13 protein-coding genes are annotated in these 15,736 nt (G+C 54.1%); 7 read left to right on the top strand and 6 right to left on the bottom strand.

Annotated features, from left to right (window positions below; genetic code table 11):
- Nucleotides 1-4: 4 nt before the first annotated feature.
- Both glmU and glmS read left to right on the top strand, forming a co-directional pair.
- A complete protein-coding gene (glmU, locus tag HMPREF2696_RS03440; protein ID WP_004519225.1) occupies nt 5-1,378 on the top strand; it encodes a bifunctional UDP-N-acetylglucosamine diphosphorylase/glucosamine-1-phosphate N-acetyltransferase GlmU in 1,374 nt (457 codons plus the stop codon).
- A 162-nt stretch (nt 1,379-1,540) separates the two neighbouring features.
- Entirely contained in the window at nt 1,541-3,379 is a 1,839-nt protein-coding gene (gene glmS, locus HMPREF2696_RS03435; RefSeq protein ID WP_004519227.1) for a glutamine--fructose-6-phosphate transaminase (isomerizing), read from the top strand.
- 78 nt (nt 3,380-3,457) lie between these two features.
- Here the strand turns inward: glmS and HMPREF2696_RS03430 are convergent, their stop codons facing one another.
- The 3 genes from HMPREF2696_RS03430 to HMPREF2696_RS03420 all read right to left on the bottom strand — a co-directional run bounded on the left by HMPREF2696_RS03430 (nt 3,458) and on the right by HMPREF2696_RS03420 (nt 6,655).
- Nucleotides 3,458-3,817 carry a DUF2628 domain-containing protein gene (locus tag HMPREF2696_RS03430; protein ID WP_004519228.1) on the bottom strand — a complete coding sequence of 120 codons (360 nt, stop codon included), beginning with the start codon at nt 3,815-3,817 and terminating at the stop codon, nt 3,458-3,460.
- A gap of 131 nt (nt 3,818-3,948) precedes the next feature.
- On the bottom strand, nt 3,949-5,247 hold the full coding sequence (locus HMPREF2696_RS03425; protein ID WP_039861906.1) for a M16 family metallopeptidase: 1,299 nt from the start codon (nt 5,245-5,247) through the stop codon (nt 3,949-3,951).
- Nucleotides 5,248-5,305: 58 nt separating this feature from the next.
- Nucleotides 5,306-6,655 (bottom strand): M16 family metallopeptidase, encoded by a 1,350-nt coding sequence (locus HMPREF2696_RS03420; protein WP_070587823.1) that lies wholly within the window; start codon nt 6,653-6,655, stop codon nt 5,306-5,308.
- A 194-nt stretch (nt 6,656-6,849) separates the two neighbouring features.
- On the opposite strand from HMPREF2696_RS03420, the gene HMPREF2696_RS03415 reads away from it, so the two are divergent.
- The gene (locus HMPREF2696_RS03415; protein WP_036493913.1) at nt 6,850-8,028 is read left to right on the top strand and encodes a phosphoglycerate kinase; all 1,179 of its coding nucleotides are present in this window, start codon (nt 6,850-6,852) and stop codon (nt 8,026-8,028) included.
- 93 nt (nt 8,029-8,121) lie between these two features.
- Here HMPREF2696_RS03415 and yccS read toward each other — a convergent pair whose 3' ends face one another.
- The 3 genes from yccS to HMPREF2696_RS03400 form a co-directional block, all read right to left on the bottom strand.
- Nucleotides 8,122-10,263: a YccS family putative transporter gene (gene yccS / locus HMPREF2696_RS03410; RefSeq protein ID WP_070587821.1), complete on the bottom strand. Its 2,142-nt coding sequence runs from the start codon at nt 10,261-10,263 to the stop codon at nt 8,122-8,124.
- Nucleotides 10,264-10,426: 163 nt separating this feature from the next.
- Nucleotides 10,427-11,656, bottom strand: coding sequence for a PilT/PilU family type 4a pilus ATPase (locus HMPREF2696_RS03405; protein ID WP_039861910.1), 1,230 nt, complete (start codon nt 11,654-11,656; stop codon nt 10,427-10,429).
- Nucleotides 11,657-11,742: 86 nt separating this feature from the next.
- The gene (locus HMPREF2696_RS03400; protein WP_004519239.1) at nt 11,743-12,789 is read right to left on the bottom strand and encodes a type IV pilus twitching motility protein PilT; all 1,047 of its coding nucleotides are present in this window, start codon (nt 12,787-12,789) and stop codon (nt 11,743-11,745) included.
- A gap of 117 nt (nt 12,790-12,906) precedes the next feature.
- On the opposite strand from HMPREF2696_RS03400, the gene HMPREF2696_RS03395 reads away from it, so the two are divergent.
- The 4 genes from HMPREF2696_RS03395 to dksA all read left to right on the top strand — a co-directional run bounded on the left by HMPREF2696_RS03395 (nt 12,907) and on the right by dksA (nt 15,686).
- Nucleotides 12,907-13,602 (top strand): YggS family pyridoxal phosphate-dependent enzyme, encoded by a 696-nt coding sequence (locus HMPREF2696_RS03395; RefSeq protein WP_039861911.1) that lies wholly within the window; start codon nt 12,907-12,909, stop codon nt 13,600-13,602.
- A gap of 76 nt (nt 13,603-13,678) precedes the next feature.
- Nucleotides 13,679-14,476, top strand: a complete 798-nt coding sequence (gene proC, locus HMPREF2696_RS03390; RefSeq protein WP_004519241.1) for a pyrroline-5-carboxylate reductase — start codon at nt 13,679-13,681, stop codon at nt 14,474-14,476.
- Between the two features lie 2 nt (nt 14,477-14,478).
- Nucleotides 14,479-15,036, top strand: a complete 558-nt coding sequence (locus tag HMPREF2696_RS03385) for a YggT family protein (RefSeq protein ID WP_004519242.1) — start codon at nt 14,479-14,481, stop codon at nt 15,034-15,036.
- Between the two features lie 233 nt (nt 15,037-15,269).
- The gene (dksA, locus tag HMPREF2696_RS03380) at nt 15,270-15,686 is read left to right on the top strand and encodes an RNA polymerase-binding protein DksA (protein WP_004519243.1); all 417 of its coding nucleotides are present in this window, start codon (nt 15,270-15,272) and stop codon (nt 15,684-15,686) included.
- Nucleotides 15,687-15,736 lie beyond the last annotated feature (50 nt).

Here is a 15,736-nt window from a genome sequence, read left to right as displayed (position 1 = left end):
TATCATGGCTCAGACAGCTTTAAATATCGTCATCCTCGCCGCCGGTAAAGGCACACGCATGTACTCCAAAATTCCCAAAGTGCTGCACCGCATCGGCGGCCTTCCCATGGTTGAGCGCGTTATCGATACCGCCGCCTCTCTGAATCCCCAAAACATCTGCGTCGTCATCGGCCACGGCAAAGAGCAAGTCTTGGACACTGTCAAACGTGATGTCGTTTGGGTTGAACAAACCGAACAGCTCGGTACCGGCCACGCCGTCAAAACCGCCCTGCCGCACCTGTCTGCCGAAGGCCGCACGCTGGTGTTGTACGGCGACGTTCCTCTGATTGACGCAGCTACCCTTGAAACCCTGCTCGAAGCCGCAGGCGACGAAGTCGGCCTGTTGACCGACGTGCCCAACGACCCGACAGGTTTGGGCCGTATCATCCGCGACAGCAACGGCAGCGTAACCGCCATTGTCGAAGAAAAAGACGCCGATGCCGCCCAAAAAGCCGTGAAAGAAATCAACACCGGCATTTTGGTTCTGCCCAACGCCAAACTCGAAGCTTGGTTGAACAGCCTTTCCAGCAACAATGCCCAAGGCGAATACTATCTGACCGACCTCATCGCCAAAGCCGTTGCCGACGGTATTAAAGTTCATCCCGTCCAAGTCCGTGCCTCCCATCTGGCCGCCGGCGTGAACAACAAACTCCAACTGGCCGAACTCGAGCGTATTTTCCAAACCGAACAGGCGCAAGAATTGCTCAAAGCAGGCGTCACCCTGCGCGATCCAGCACGTTTTGATTTACGGGGCCGTCTGAAACACGGACAAGATGTCGTGATTGACGTCAACGTCGTCATCGAAGGCGAAGTCGAACTCGGCGACAACGTCGAAATCGGTGCCAACTGCGTGATCAAAAACGCCAAAATCGGTGCCAACACCAAAATCGCCCCATTCTCTCATTTTGAAGGTTGCGAAGTCGGCGAAAACAACCAAATCGGCCCATACGCCCGTCTGCGTCCGCAAGCCAAACTTGCCGATGACGTACACATCGGCAACTTCGTCGAAGTCAAAAACGCCACCATCGGCAACGGCACCAAAGCCAACCACCTCACCTACATCGGTGATGCCGAGATCGGCAGCAAAACCAACTTCGGCGCCGGCACGATTATTGCCAACTACGACGGCGTGAACAAACACAAAACCGTCATCGGCGACGAAGTGCGCATCGGTTCAAACTGCGTACTGGTTGCCCCCGTCACCCTCGGCAACAAAGTGACGACAGGCGCGGGCAGCGCGATTACCCGCAACTGCGAAGACGGCAAACTCGTTCTCGCCCGTTCTCGCCAAATCGTCATCGAAGGCTGGGTGCGTCCGGAAAAAGGCGATAAGAAGTAAGGTTGATCTTTTAGTTTGTTTTCAGACGGCCTTGAGAAACAACAGGCCGTCTGAAACTCAGATTTGCCGTTTCAATGAATATAAAACGGCGTTTTCCGACTGCCGCTTTCGGGAGCCGGAGCAGCAGTCATTTTTTCAAACTTTTGATACTAAGGAACTTATATGTGCGGTATCGTAGGTGCTATTCGCGCCAATCACAATGTAGTCGATTTTCTGACCGACGGTCTCAAACGCCTTGAATACCGAGGCTATGATTCGTCGGGTATTGCCGTAAACATGGACGGCAAAATCAAACGCGTCCGCCGCGTCGGCCGTGTACAGCTGATGGAAGATGCAGCACGCGAAAAAGGCGTGTTCGGCCATATCGGCATCGGCCATACCCGTTGGGCAACCCACGGCGGTGTAACCGAGCCTAACGCCCACCCCCACATTTCCGGTGGCATGATCGCGGTTGTCCACAACGGCATTATCGAAAACTTTGAAGCCGAACGCGAACGCCTTAAAGCGTTGGGTTACACCTTCGAATCGCAAACCGATACCGAAGTCATCGCCCACAGCGTCAATCACGAATACACACAAAACGGCGGCAAACTGTTTGAAGCCGTCCAAGCTGCGACTGCCCGTTTCCACGGCGCATACGCCATTGCCGTTATCGCACAAGACAACCCTGAACAAATGGTTGTTGCGCGCATGGGCTGCCCGCTGTTGGTGGCTTTGGGCGACCAAGAAACCTTTATCGCTTCCGACGTATCTGCCGTGATCGCCTTTACCCGCCGCATCGCCTATTTGGAAGACGGCGACATCGCCCTGTTGAATGCAAACGGTATCGAAAAATTGCTCGACAAAACCGGTGCGCAAACCGAACGCGCGATTAAAGTATCCGAGTTATCTCTGGCTTCTTTGGAGCTGGGCCCATACAGCCACTTCATGCAAAAAGAAATCCACGAACAGCCCCGCGCCATCGCCGATACTGCCGAAGTCTTCTTAGATGGCGGTTTTGAACCTGAAAACTTCGGCGCCAACGCCCGCGAAGTGTTCGACGATATCCACAGCATCAAAATCCTTGCCTGCGGTACGTCCTACTATGCCGCGCTGACCGCCAAATACTGGCTCGAATCCATCGCCAAAGTGCCGACCGACGTCGAAATCGCCAGCGAATACCGCTACCGCGACGTGATTGCCGATCCGAAACAATTGGTCATCACCATTTCCCAATCCGGCGAAACTTTGGACACCATGGAAGCCCTGAAATACGCGCAATCCTTAGGACACAAACACAGCCTGTCTATCTGTAACGTGATGGAATCCGCCCTGCCGCGCGAAAGCGAGTTGGTACTGTACACACGCGCTGGCGCAGAAATCGGCGTTGCCTCTACCAAAGCGTTCACGACCCAACTGGTTGTCCTGTTCGGCCTGGCCGTTACCTTGGGCAAACAGCGTGGCCTGGTTTCTGACGAACAAGCGCGTGAATACGTTGAAGAACTGCGCCAACTGCCGGGCAGCATTCAGCACGTTCTCAATCTTGAGCCGCAAATCGCCGCTTGGGCGCAAAAATTTGCCAAGAAAACCAGCGCACTCTTCCTGGGTCGCGGCATCCACTTCCCAATCGCTCTTGAAGGCGCATTGAAGCTGAAAGAGATTACCTATATCCACGCCGAAGCTTATCCTGCGGGTGAGTTGAAACACGGCCCGTTGGCCTTGGTGGACGAGAACATGCCTGTTGTCGTGATTGCCCCGAACGACAGCCTGTTGGACAAAGTAAAAGCCAATATGCAGGAAGTCGGCGCACGCGGCGGCGAACTCTTCGTCTTCGCCGACCTCGACAGCAACTTCAACGCCACCGAAGGCGTGCACGTTATCCGCGCCCCACGCCACGTCGGCGTACTCTCGCCGATTGTGCACACCATCCCCGTGCAACTCCTGTCTTACCACGCCGCCCTTGCACGCGGTACAGATGTGGACAAACCGCGCAACTTGGCTAAATCAGTAACGGTTGAATAAGTAATTGACCGGTTAAAAAAGGCCGTCTGAAACCTGAGATTTGGGTTTCAGACGGCCTTTTCATTTTAAGAATCCGATTTATTTTTCGTATTCAGAAATGTATTGTGCAACAGCAGCTTCAGGATTGCTGGCCTGAATGACTTTAGGCGCTTCTTGATAGCCACGTTTTCTCAGATTTCCTTCACGCAATTTGTTGCCTTGTAAGCCAAGTACAATGCCTACACCGAAGCCAAGTGCGCTGACAAGGCTTCCCATGGCCTGATTGTCACCGGCGATTAAATTCAAAATTATAAATACAACAAAGATTCCGATACCCAAGCCCCATATTTTTTTCACGCATGCCCAGATGCCGCCAAAGAAAAATGCAGGCCAAGACCAACCTTGTTTGACAGCTTCATATTGACCTGTCGGATTTTTGAATATTTTGTAAGTTTTCATAAAATATATTCCTTTTACGATCAAAAATTGAAAAAACAAGTGATTGTATCACGATAACATAAACGATTTGAATAATTAAGAAAACAGGCTGTCTGAAAAATCTTTCAGACGGCCTGTTGTTTTAAAGCGTTTTATTCTGCACCGACAACGACGGTGTTGAGGTCTTTGAATTTGATGCGGCGTTGCCATGCGTCGCGGACTTGTTCGACGGTCAGGCTGTTGATGGCTTTGGGGTAGGCTTCCAAGTAGTCGTTGGGTAGGTCGTAGAGGCCGATCAGGCTCAGGTAGTTGAGCAGTTTGTCGTTGGAGTCGTAGCGCAGGGGAAAGCCGCCGACGATGTTGGCTTTGGCCTGTTTCAGCTCGGCTTCGGTCGGGCCTTCGGCGATAAACTGCTCAATGACGGCTTGGGTGTCGGCCAGTGAGGCTTTGGTGTTTTTCTTTTGGGTGGAGTAGGAAACGGCAAACGTGCCTTCTTCTGTCGCCGGGGCGAGGCTGCTGTATACGCCGTAGGTGTAGCCGTGTTGGTCGCGCAAAACTTTCATGAGGCGGCTGTCGAAACCGCCGCCGCCGAGGATGTAGTTGCCGGCAACGAGGGCGTAATAGTCGGGGTCGTGGCGTTTGATGAGGGAGGTGCCGAGCAGGACTTGTGCCTGTGTGCCGGCAAAGGGGATGTCGCGGCGTTGAGCGGTTTGTTTGGAAACGGGAGGGATGGCGTGGGTTGCAGTGGCTTTGACCGGCAGGTCTTTGAGGACGAGCTCGACCAGTTGCTCTGCCTGTTTGCGGTTGAGGTCGCCGACGATGGCGACGATGGCGTTGTCTTTGCCGTAGTGGGTGCGGTGGAAGGCGCGGATGTCGTCCAGACTAACTTGTTTGAGGCTGTCGACGGTTATGTTTGCGCCGCTGCCGTAGGGGTGGTTCGGATAGATGAGCTTGGTCAGTTCGCGCGTGGCGGTGTAGTCGGGGGTGGTTTCCTGTTGTTGCAAGCCGGTAATGGATTGGATTTGACGGCGGCGGAAAACGGCTTCGTCAAAGCGCGGACGGGTCAGCGAGTGGTTGAGCAAGTTGGCGGCTTTGTCGCGGATGTCGGCTTTGCTGAGGCTGCGGAAGCCTGCGGATGCGCTTTCGGCATTGCTGTCGCTGCTGATTTGTGCGCCGATGTTGTCGGCTTCGGCATTGAAGGCTTCTTCGTCCAGTTCTTGGGTGCCGTCGGTCAGAAGGGCGGCGGTAAATTCGGCAACTTGGCTTTTGCCGTCCAGATTGGCGACGCTGCCTGCGCCCTTGAAGCTGACTTCAAGGTCGATGATGGGGTTTTCGTGGCGTTCGACAAGGAGGATTTGGGTGCCGTCGTGGTTGCGCCAGCGCTGGATGTCGGTGGCGGCTTGGACGCTTAAGGGCAGGAGTAGGGCAAGGGCGAGCAGGGTGGGTTTCATGTTGTGGCTTTCTGTTAAGGCCGTCTGAAAGGGTATGGGCTTTCAGACGGCCTGATGTTTATCGGCGTTTGGCAGCTTTTTTGCTTGGCGCGGCGGCAGGTTTTTGCGGCTCGATGATGACGGTGCTCATGCGATCGTCGGTCAACATCTGGGCGGCGGCCTGTACTTCTTGCGCGCTGACTGCCTGCAAGCGGCGGTGGATTTCTTGTTCGTCGGTATATTGGAAACCGCGCGCTTCGAGGCGGCCCATCATGGAGGCTTGGGAAGACATGGAGTCTTTGGCGTAGATTTCGCTGACCGCTGCCTGGGTTTTGACGCGCTGCAATTCTTCTTCGGAAACGCCGTTGTCGGCAATGTCTTTGATTTCTTGGCGCAGCTGGGCAATCAGAGTATCGGTTTTCACGCCTTCGGCAGGCATAGCCATGACGCTGAACAGCGGCATTTCACGGCTGATGATGTCGTAATGCGTTCCTGCGTTCAATGCGGTTTGCTTGCCGCGCACGAGGTTTTTATCAAAACGGCTGGACGCGTTGCCTGCCAAAATATCGGAAAGGATGTCGAGGGCGAAAGGCATCGTGTCATCGAGTTTTTGGAGTTTCGGCACACGGAAGTTGATGGCAATCAGCGGCTGGTGTGTAACCGGAGAAGTGGCTTTGACCGTAACAGGCTTGCGCAAATAGGGTTCGGTATGGAGTTTGTTGCGCGGCGGCTGGGCTTTGGCCGGAATATCGCCAAAGAGTTTGGCGGCCGTCTGAAGCGTTTGTTTGGCATCGACATCGCCGACAATGACCAATACGGCATTGTTGGGCGCGTAATATTGTTTGTACCACGCGCGCAAGTCGTCGGCTTTTAGGGTGTGCAAATCTTTCATGTAGCCGATGACGGAGGCGCGCATGGACGGTTGGGTAAAGGCGGCAAGATAGGCTTGTTCCCACATTTTGCCGTCGGCTGTGTCTTCCGTGCGCAGGCGGCGTTCTTCACGGATGACGTTCATCTCGTTGAGGAATTCTTTGTCGCTGAAGTTGAGGTTGTGCATGCGGTCGGCTTCGAGCTTCAGAATCTCGGGCAGGTTGGCGGCGGCGACGTTTTCGTAATACACCGTTTCATTTCGGTTGGTATAGGCATTGTTTTGTCCGCCCAGCTCGGACACGCGGCGGTTGAATTCACCGGAGGGAACGTCTTTCGTGCCTTTAAACATCATGTGTTCCAAAGCGTGGCTCAGGCCGCTTTTGCCCGGTTTTTCATCCACGCTGCCGATTTTGTACCAAATCTGCGAAACGGCCACAGGCGCGCGGTGGTCTTCTTTGACGATGATTTTCAGACCGTTGGGCAGGGTTTCAGAAAGCGTCTGCGCCCATGAGGCGGCAGGCAGCGCGAAGGCAAGCATTAAAGCAATTCGGCGTAACATGGTTCAATCCGTAAAATGAAAATCAATCGCCAAAGTATAGCGGAAAATCTGAAAGATTGGCCGAATGTTTCAGACGGCCTGCGGCTTTATCTGCTGATTCACATCAAGCGCGGCCGTTGCCAATCTTTACCGTCGCGCCTCATTCGCGGATAATCCCAAACATTCCCGTTTCCAACCATCACAAAGGAATCATCATGGCATTTTTGAAACTGACCGAACAAAATGTTCAAGGCAAAACCGTTCTGATCCGCGCCGATATGAACGTACCGTTCAAAGACGGCAACATCAGCGACGACACCCGTATCCGCGCTTCGCTCGCATCCATTAAATACTGCTTGGACAACGGCGCGTCTGTGATCGTGATGACCCACCTCGGCCGTCCGACCGAAGGCGAATTCCATCCTGAAGACGATGTGGCACCTGTTGCCGCGCATTTGGGCAAACTGTTGGGCAAAGACGTGAAAGTATTGAACGACTGGCGTGAAAACAAACCGACCTTGAATGCCGGTGATGTCGTGATGCTGCAAAACGTGCGCATCAACAAAGGCGAGAAGAAAAACGACTTGGAGCTGGGCAAAGCCTACGCTTCTTTGTGCGACGTGTTCGTCAACGACGCATTCGGTACCGCCCACCGCGCCCAAGCTTCAACTGAAGCCGTTGCCCAAGCTGCACCGGTTGCCTGCGCCGGCGTGTTGATGGCGGGCGAACTCGACGCTTTGGGCAAAGCCCTGAAACAACCGGCTCATCCGATGGTTGCCATCGTTGCCGGCAGCAAAGTGTCTACCAAACTGACCATCCTCGAATCTTTGGCCGACAAAGTCGACCAACTCATCGTCGGCGGCGGCATTGCCAATACCTTCCTGTTGGCAGAAGGCAAAGCCATCGGCAAATCTTTGGCCGAACATGATTTGGTGGAAGAATCTAAAAAAATCATGGCGAAAATGGCGGCAAAAGGCGGCTCTGTTCCGCTGCCGACCGATGTGGTTGTCGCTAAAGCCTTTGCCGCTGATGCGGAAGCGGTGGTGAAAGACATTGCCGACGTTGCCGAAGACGACATGATTTTGGACATCGGCCCGAAATCCGCCGCTGCTTTGGCCGAGTTGCTCAAAGCTGCCGGTACGGTTGTATGGAACGGCCCGGTCGGCGTATTTGAGTTTGACCAATTTGCCGGCGGTACCAAAGTATTGGCCGAAGCGATTGCCCAAAGCGATGCGTTCTCGATTGCCGGCGGCGGCGACACTTTGGCGGCGATTGCCAAATTTGGAGTAACCGATCAAATCAGCTACATCTCTACCGGTGGCGGTGCGTTCCTTGAGTTCTTGGAAGGCAAAGAGTTGCCTGCCGTTGCTGCTTTGGAAAAACGCGGCGCATAATCGGTTTTAATCTCGATGGCTGAATAAAGGCCGTCTGAAATCCAAATCGGGTTTCAGACGGCCTTATTTATTTTGTTGAAATGTGTTATCGGTTTAGGCGGTTTGCGTATCCGACTGTCTGTGCAATGCCTGATAACACGGTGCAAGCTGGCGGATGATGAGGTCGAGCTGGTGTTTGAGGATTTGGTTTTGTTGGGACTGCTCTTTGTCGGTCTGTTCCAAATCGGCAAATTCCTGTCGGATGGCTTCGATGCTTGCATCGAAGGTGGCCGGTTCGGTCTGCGGCATTTGTTTGAGGAGTTCGGCGATGTGGTGGGTCAGGCGGGCATATGGGGCGAAGGTATTGCTGCCGTCGTGATGAACCTGGTCGCGGTATGCGCCGAGCGCGGAAATGTGACCGGTCAGTGCATAGCTGGTTTTGAGCAGGGTAAAACCGTCTTGCAGGCGGTCTTGGTATTTTTTCGGGTTGCTGCTCATGTCGGATAAGGTGCTGCTGAGGGCGGCGGTGCTTTCGTGGGCTTGGCGGCGGGTAAGGCGGTAGTCGACATCGTCGCGGCTGCCGTTTTGCAGCTGGTCGAGGATGGCGTCGAGATAGCGGCCGTTGGCAGTGATGGTCTGGGCGGCGGTGTGGCTGAGGGTGAGGTAACGCCAATCGGGCCAGAGGTAGGTGGCGGCGGCCCATGCGATAACGGAACCGACGATGGTGTCGATGATGCGGATGGGCATGGCGTGGTACACGTCCAAACCGGCAAGCGAAAGGCTGGTCAGGGCTTGGATGGTGATGAAGAATGTGGAGAAGCTGTATTTGTAGCTTCGGGTCATGAAGAACAGGGTGGTGCTGGCGATGACAATCCAGAGCTTGGTTTCAACAGACGGGGTGAAGTAGGGGACGAGCGAACCGACAATCACGCCGAGAATCGTGCCGGCAATGCGTTGGTACACGCGGCTTTTGGTGGCGGTGTAGTTAGGCTGGCAGACGAAAAGGGCGGTCAGCAGAATCCAGTAGCCGAGGTTGAGATGGAGGATTTCGACAATGATGCAGGCCGCGGCCACGACGATGGAGAGGCGGGTGGCATGGCGGAAGACGCCGGATTCGAAATTGAGCTGGCTGAGGACGGTTTCGCCGATATTGCGGAACTTGGTGTTTTCAAGGGCGGCAATGCGGGTGTCGGCGTTGTCGTTTTCGGCAAGGGACGCATCGTTTTGCAGTTGCCGCAGTTGGTAATCGACGCTGCTGAGATTGTCGAGCAGACGGCGGATATTGTGGAGGTTGGCATTGTCGGCATGGGTCTCGGCAAAATGGCTGAGGGATTGGCGGCAGCCTTCCATGGCGCGGCCAAGGCGTTTGCTGTATGCGTAGGGTTTGTTGTTGCGCAGGGAGGCGGCAACGTTGCGGCACGCCTGGCCTTGCATTTCAAGCAGGCGGCGGATGCGGAAGATGAGGTCGGTGTTTTTGAGCTGCTCGGCCATTTCGCTGTAATCGACGTGGGCGGAGCTGATGCGTTCGTGCATGTCTTGCGCACAGAGGTAGTAGCGCAGCATTTTGGCGGTACGCGGATGGCGGTGTTGGCCGCGCAATCGGTAGAAAAGTGCGCCGCGGCATTGGTTGAAGGCAGTAATCACGCTGGTGTTGCTCATGGCCAAGTCGATTTGGCGGTTGCCCAACCATGCGGCTTCGTCGGGATCGAAAAAGTCGGCTTTGGCATCGAAGTAGTTGCTGAGTGCGTCGTAGGCGTTGGCGACGGTTTCTTGGACGGGGCGGTGGGGCAGGATGATTTGGAAGATCAGGGTGTTGACGCTGTATAGGACAGTGCCCAACAGAATCATGACGGGGTTGGTCAGCCAGTAGGTTTCGGGTGTGTAGGTCAGCGTGGTGTAGGTGGCGACGGCGAGCGCACCGAAAGCGAAGGTGCGGTATTTGAGGCCGACGGTGCCGAGGATGGTGAAGCCGAAAGTCATTAGGGTCATGGCCAAGATGAAGGGAACGCCTGTGCCGATGGTGCTTTGGGCAAGCAGCGAGGAGAGGGTGAACAGGGCAACGGTGATGACGATGTTTTTCAGACGGCCTGTGAGGCGGTTGTCCAAATCGACTAAACCGCCGGCAATAATGCCGAGTACGAAGGGCATGACGAGCTTGGGCGTGTTGAAGTGCCAAACGAGGGTGGCGGCGATGAACACGCTGGTGAAGACGGGCAGGGAGGCAATGATCAGAGGTTTGAGCGGCGGAGTTTTCATGATTGGGTTGTTTTATTTGTTATGAGATGAATGATTGGATTTTAACAGGATTTTCAGTCGGTTTCAGAATGCTTGAAATAGGATAAGGCCGTCTGAACGGATATGGGGAAATACTTGATTTCGTTTCCACATCTGTTCAGACGGCCTTTTTTGGCTTACGCCATTAGGTCATCAGGTTGAGGTCGCTGATGCGGTCGTAGAGACGCTCGGTATTGTTGCCCTCGTCGTGCATTTGAATGCGCAGGCGCAAATCGTTGGCGGATACCGCTTGGCGCAGGGCTTCGCTGAGTTCGATTTGGCCTTGTGCGTAGAGGTTGAAGAGGTTTTGGTCGAACGTCTGCATGCCGTTGCTGCCGGAGCGTGCCATCAGGTCGCGGATTTCCAGCAATTCGCCTTTGAAAATCAAGTCCTGCATGGCCGGAGTGTTGAGCAGGAGGTCGGTAACGGCCGTGCGTTGGCGGTTTTTCTTGATGGTGAGGCGTTGGCCGATGATGCCGACGAGGTTTAACGCCAAATCCATCAAAACCTGTTGGCGGCGGTCTTCCGGATAGAAGTTGATAATGCGCTCGATGGTTTGGGAGGCCGTACTGGCATGGATGGTGAAAACGCACAGATGGCCGGTTTGAGCCAGTTGAAGGGCGTATTCCATGCTTTCTTCGCTGCGGACTTCGCCGATACAGACGACATCGGGTGCTTGACGCATGGCGCTTTGAACGGCAATTTTCCAGTTGTCGGTATCGATGCCGATTTCGCGCTGGGTGAAGATGCTGCGGCAAGGTTTGTAGATAAACTCGATGGGATCTTCGATGGTGACGATATGGCCGGGCAGCTTTTGGTTGCGGTAGTTGAGCATGGAGGCCATGGTGGTGGACTTACCCGAACCGGTCGGGCCGGCGAGGATCAGCAGGCCGCGTGGCGCGAGTGCAAGCTCTTGGAGCTTTTCGGGCAAACCGAGGGTTTTCATCTCGGGAATGTCTTGGCTGACGCGGCGCAATACCATGCCGACGCGGCCTTGCTCGTGGTAGGCGTTGACGCGGTAGCGTGTGTTGCTGCGCGATTGGACGGAATAGTTGATTTCCCAGTCGCGGTTGAAGGCTTCGAGTTGGTCGGGGTTCATGGTGGATTCGGCGATGGCGGCGGTGTCCGCGCCGGTCAGCGCTTTGTGGGGCATGGGCGTGAGGGTGCCGCCGACTTTAATGGCAGGAGGAAAGCCTGCGCTGATGAAGATGTCGGACGCGTTGCGTTTTTCGGCCTCTTCACACATGCGGTCGAGCAGGGGATGAAGATGTGTGCCGATTTCGGCCGGGGTGGGGATGTGCGGTGCTTGGTTTTTTTGTGAGTAGGCTTGCACCATTTCGCTTAACAGGTCGTGCAGAGGGGCGAGGTCGCTCATGATGATTCTCTTTAAAACGGGTATTCGGTCAGGCTCAAAGGCCGTCTGAAAACGGGATGATGGGGTTCAGACGGCCTGGGTATGGTTTAGAAAACAGAGAGGTTTTCGATGTTTTGCGCCTTGCTGCGTGCCAGCTCGGGGCTGATGGTGCCTTGGCGGACAAGGGTTTGCAGGGCTTGATCGAGGGTTTGCATACCGTGGGCCTGACCGGTTTGGAGGGCGGCGTTGATTTGGGCGATTTTGTTCTCGCGGATGAGGTTGCGCACGGCCGGTGTGGAAATCAGGATTTCGTGTGCGGCGACGCGGCCGTTGCCGTCGCGGGTTTTCAGCAGGGTTTGGGAAATGATGGCGCGCAAGGATTCGGACAACATGGAGCGCACGATTTCTTTTTCGCCTGCAGGGAATACGTCGACAATACGGTCGATGGTTTTGGCGGCGCCTGTTGTGTGCAGCGTGCCGAAAACCAAGTGGCCGGTCTCGGCGGCGGTCAGGGCGAGGGAGATGGTTTCAGGGTCGCGCATCTCACCGATCAAAATCACGTCTGGGTCTTCGCGCAGGGCGGAACGTAGGGCGTTGGTGAAGCTGTGGGTGTGCTGATGCAGCTCGCGCTGGTTGATGAGCGCTTTTTTGCTTTGATGGACGAACTCAATCGGGTCTTCGATGGTCAGAATGTGGGCCGGTTGGGTTTCGTTGATGTAGTTGACCATCGCCGCCAGCGTGGTGGATTTACCCGAACCGGTCGGGCCGGTTACCAAGACCAAACCGCGCGGATTTTCGGCAATTTTTTGGAAAATGCGCGGCGCACGCAATTCTTCCAGCGTCAGGACGGTGCTCGGAATGGTACGGAATACGGCGGCCGGGCCGCGTTCGGTCATAAAGGCGTTGACGCGGAAACGGGCAACATTAGGCAGCTCAAATGAGAAATCGACTTCAAAATCCTGTTGATAGAGCTTGCGCTGGTGGTCGTTCATGACCGAGGTAATCATGGTGCCGACTTCTTCCGAGCTCATCTCGGGCAGGTTGATGCGGCGGATGTCGCCGTGTACGCGTATCATGGGGGAAATGCCCGAACTCAAATGGAGGTCGGAGGCTTTGTTTTTCACGCCGAACGCGAGTAAGTCGGTAATCTGCATAATGTGGCCTTGTTTTGGTTTAGAATAATAAAATCGCTTTATTTTAAATAGATAAATCCGTTCGACCAAGTAAAATTTTCAAAATGCCGAGTGATGAACGGGTTAAAGGAGAAAACCATGTCGGTATTGCAACAAAACTATCAGGACGTATGCCGGGCGGTTGAACAGGCGGCTGAGGCTGCAGGACGGTCTGCGGATGCGGTGAAGCTGGTGGCGGTCAGCAAGACGTTTCCAGCAGACGATATTCGCGAAGTGTATGCGGCCGGTCAGCGCGATTTCGGCGAGAACTATATTCAGGAATGGTTTGAAAAAACGGAAACGCTGGCCGATTTGCCGGATATTGTTTGGCACGTTATCGGCGATGTGCAGTCTAATAAAACCAAATTTGTGGCCGAACGCGCACATTGGGTGCATACGATAGGCCGTCTGAAAACGGCGCGGCGCTTGAGTGAACAAAGGCCGTCTGAAATGCCGCCGTTGCAGGTGTGCATTGAAGTGAACATTGCCGCGGAAGAAGCAAAACACGGCGTAGCGCCCACTGAAGCGGTTGCGCTGGCCCTTGAAGTGGCCAAGTTGCCGAATATTAAAGTGCGCGGATTGATGTGTGTGGCCAAGGCCGACAGCAGCGATGATGAGTTGCGCAGCCAGTTTCATACCATGCAGCGGCTGTTGGCTGAGTTGAACGCGGCAGGCGTCGAAGCAGATGTTTTGTCTATGGGGATGTCCGGAGATATGCCAATCGCGGTAGAATGCGGCGCAACCCATGTCCGCATCGGCAGCGCGATTTTCGGCAAGCGGCATTATCCTCAATAAAAGTAATAGGCCGTCTGAACAGGGCAGACAGCAGTTTCAGACGGCTTGATCGATATCACAAAGGAGTGACATATATATGAATATCTATTTTCTCGGCGGCGGCAATATGGCGACTGCCATTGCAGGCGGTTTGGTCAAACAAGACGGCTATCGTGTCCACATTGTCGAACGCGGCGCCGAAAGACGGGAGCAACTGGTACAAGAATTGGGCGTAGCCACTTCTGAAAACCTGCCCGAATTGAGTGCGGACGATGTCCTCATTCTCGCTGTTAAACCGCAAGACATGCAGGCAGCCTGTCAAAACATCCGTTTGAATGGCGCGCTGGTGTTGTCCGTAGCGGCAGGTTTGTCCATCGATACCCTCAGCCAGTATCTGGGCGGCACACGCCGTATCGTGCGCATCATGCCCAATACGCCGGCCAAAATCGGTTTAGGCGTATCCGGTATGTTTGCCGATGCAGGCGTTTCAGAAGCTGACCGTACAGCCGCCGACGGCATCATGCGCTCTGTCGGTACAACCGTTTGGCTGAACGAGGAAGATCAACTCCACAATATTACCGGCATCAGCGGCAGCGGCCCCGCCTATGTTTTCTATCTTTTGGGCGCGCTCCAAAATGCGGCTTTGGCACAAGGTTTCAACGAACAAGACGCACGCGAACTGAGCCTTGCTACATTTAAAGGCGCAGTGGCTTTGGCCGAACAGACCGGCGAAGCATTTGCACAATTACAGCAAAACGTGACTTCCAAAGGTGGCACGACACACGAAGCCATCGAAACCTTCAAAGCCCGTCACGTTGCCGAAGCCATCGAACAGGGCGTAGAAGCCTGCGTCAAACGTTCGCAAGAAATGGCGCAACAATATAAGGCCGTCTGAACATGCGCGGCGACTTGCTCTTATTATTGGCAGACGCTATTGCCATCCTGTGTATCACGCGCTTTTTGCTCCGATACGCAGGATTGGCAGCAGAACACCCCCTGCTCAAATTCAGCATACAGGCAACAGGCTGGCTGACCAAACCTTGGCAAAAAGCATTCCCATCCGGCGAGAAAACCGATTGGTACTGCCTGCCCGCAGGTTTTCTGGTGTACTACCTTGCCTGTACCGCCATTATTTTCATCTCGCCGGCGCTGTCCATCAGCAATAAGCTGATTTTGGCAAACTTCTGGTTTGCCGCACTCCATATGCTGAAAGCCGCGGCCTATACATTACTTATTGGTCTGATTATTAGAATGGTGAGCAGCATACAGGGCCGCTATTCCCCGTTGGCTTATGCCATCGAACGAATTCTGCAGCCATTGCTCAAACCGTTTTCCTTCTTACGCGCAGGACGATACGATTTTTCAGGCAGTCTGTTGGCACTCTTATTATGGTTGTGGCTGGCCCGATGGTTTCCCCAACTTATCCAGCAAACCAACCTATGTTTGCTTCAATAGGCCGTCTGAAAGCGCAGCAGGTATTAACGACCAAAAATACAACGTCCTAAAAAGCGTATTAATATATTTAGGCGTAAGGTAGTGCAAAAAAGTGCAAATCGAAATATAAAGAACAAATGAATAGGTAAAACATGATATGATTCGCCCAATTTCCAAAACGGAAATTCAAGAAAACCCAATAAAAGCAAACCCGTAGCATCCAAATCATTAACAACAAACCGAAAGCAGACACCATGGCAAAGCTGACAGAACAAGATATTTTAAACTGGGATGGTCCTGAAGAGGACTACATGAACAGCGACCAATTGGCCTTCTTCCGCGAACTACTGGTTAAAATGCAAGAAGAACTGATTGAAAATGCAAACACCACTACCGGCCATCTTCAAGAGCACGAATCCGCTCCCGATCCAGCCGACCGAGCTACTCAAGAAGAAGAATACGCTTTAGAACTGCGCACCCGCGATCGCGAGCGTAAACTTCTCAATAAAGTGCAAGCGACTCTCCGCAGTATTGACGAAGGCGATTACGGTTTCTGTGCCGATACCGGCGAACCCATCGGCCTCAAGCGCCTGCTGGCACGTCCGACCGCGACATTGTCCGTAGAAGCGCAAGAGCGACGCGAACGAATGAAAAAACAGTTCGCCGACTAAAATATAGATATAGAAACCTCAAAAGGCCGTCTGAAAGAGCATTTCAGACG

The sequence above is a fragment of the Neisseria sp. HMSC058F07 genome, assembly GCF_001810035.1.
Taxonomy (GTDB): domain Bacteria; phylum Pseudomonadota; class Gammaproteobacteria; order Burkholderiales; family Neisseriaceae; genus Neisseria; species Neisseria perflava.
The sequence above is the reverse complement of the archived record's forward strand: the minus strand, read 5'-3'. Positions and strand labels throughout refer to the sequence as shown.

What these genes read in the sequence shown, in the direction of transcription:
- HMPREF2696_RS03415 (WP_036493913.1), top strand. Translation starts at nt 6,850, where the DNA reads ATGGCATTTTTGAAACTGACCGAACAAAATGTTCAAGGCAAAACCGTT.
- HMPREF2696_RS03420 (WP_070587823.1), bottom strand. Translation starts at nt 6,655, where the DNA reads ATGTTACGCCGAATTGCTTTAATGCTTGCCTTCGCGCTGCCTGCCGCC.
- HMPREF2696_RS03425 (WP_039861906.1), bottom strand. Translation starts at nt 5,247, where the DNA reads ATGAAACCCACCCTGCTCGCCCTTGCCCTACTCCTGCCCTTAAGCGTC.
- dksA (WP_004519243.1), top strand. Translation starts at nt 15,270, where the DNA reads ATGGCAAAGCTGACAGAACAAGATATTTTAAACTGGGATGGTCCTGAA.
- glmS (WP_004519227.1), top strand. Translation starts at nt 1,541, where the DNA reads ATGTGCGGTATCGTAGGTGCTATTCGCGCCAATCACAATGTAGTCGAT.
- yccS (WP_070587821.1), bottom strand. Translation starts at nt 10,263, where the DNA reads ATGAAAACTCCGCCGCTCAAACCTCTGATCATTGCCTCCCTGCCCGTC.
- proC (WP_004519241.1), top strand. Translation starts at nt 13,679, where the DNA reads ATGAATATCTATTTTCTCGGCGGCGGCAATATGGCGACTGCCATTGCA.
- HMPREF2696_RS03395 (WP_039861911.1), top strand. Translation starts at nt 12,907, where the DNA reads ATGTCGGTATTGCAACAAAACTATCAGGACGTATGCCGGGCGGTTGAA.
- HMPREF2696_RS03385 (WP_004519242.1), top strand. Translation starts at nt 14,479, where the DNA reads ATGCGCGGCGACTTGCTCTTATTATTGGCAGACGCTATTGCCATCCTG.
- HMPREF2696_RS03405 (WP_039861910.1), bottom strand. Translation starts at nt 11,656, where the DNA reads ATGAGCGACCTCGCCCCTCTGCACGACCTGTTAAGCGAAATGGTGCAA.
- HMPREF2696_RS03400 (WP_004519239.1), bottom strand. Translation starts at nt 12,789, where the DNA reads ATGCAGATTACCGACTTACTCGCGTTCGGCGTGAAAAACAAAGCCTCC.
- HMPREF2696_RS03430 (WP_004519228.1), bottom strand. Translation starts at nt 3,817, where the DNA reads ATGAAAACTTACAAAATATTCAAAAATCCGACAGGTCAATATGAAGCT.
- glmU (WP_004519225.1), top strand. Translation starts at nt 5, where the DNA reads ATGGCTCAGACAGCTTTAAATATCGTCATCCTCGCCGCCGGTAAAGGC.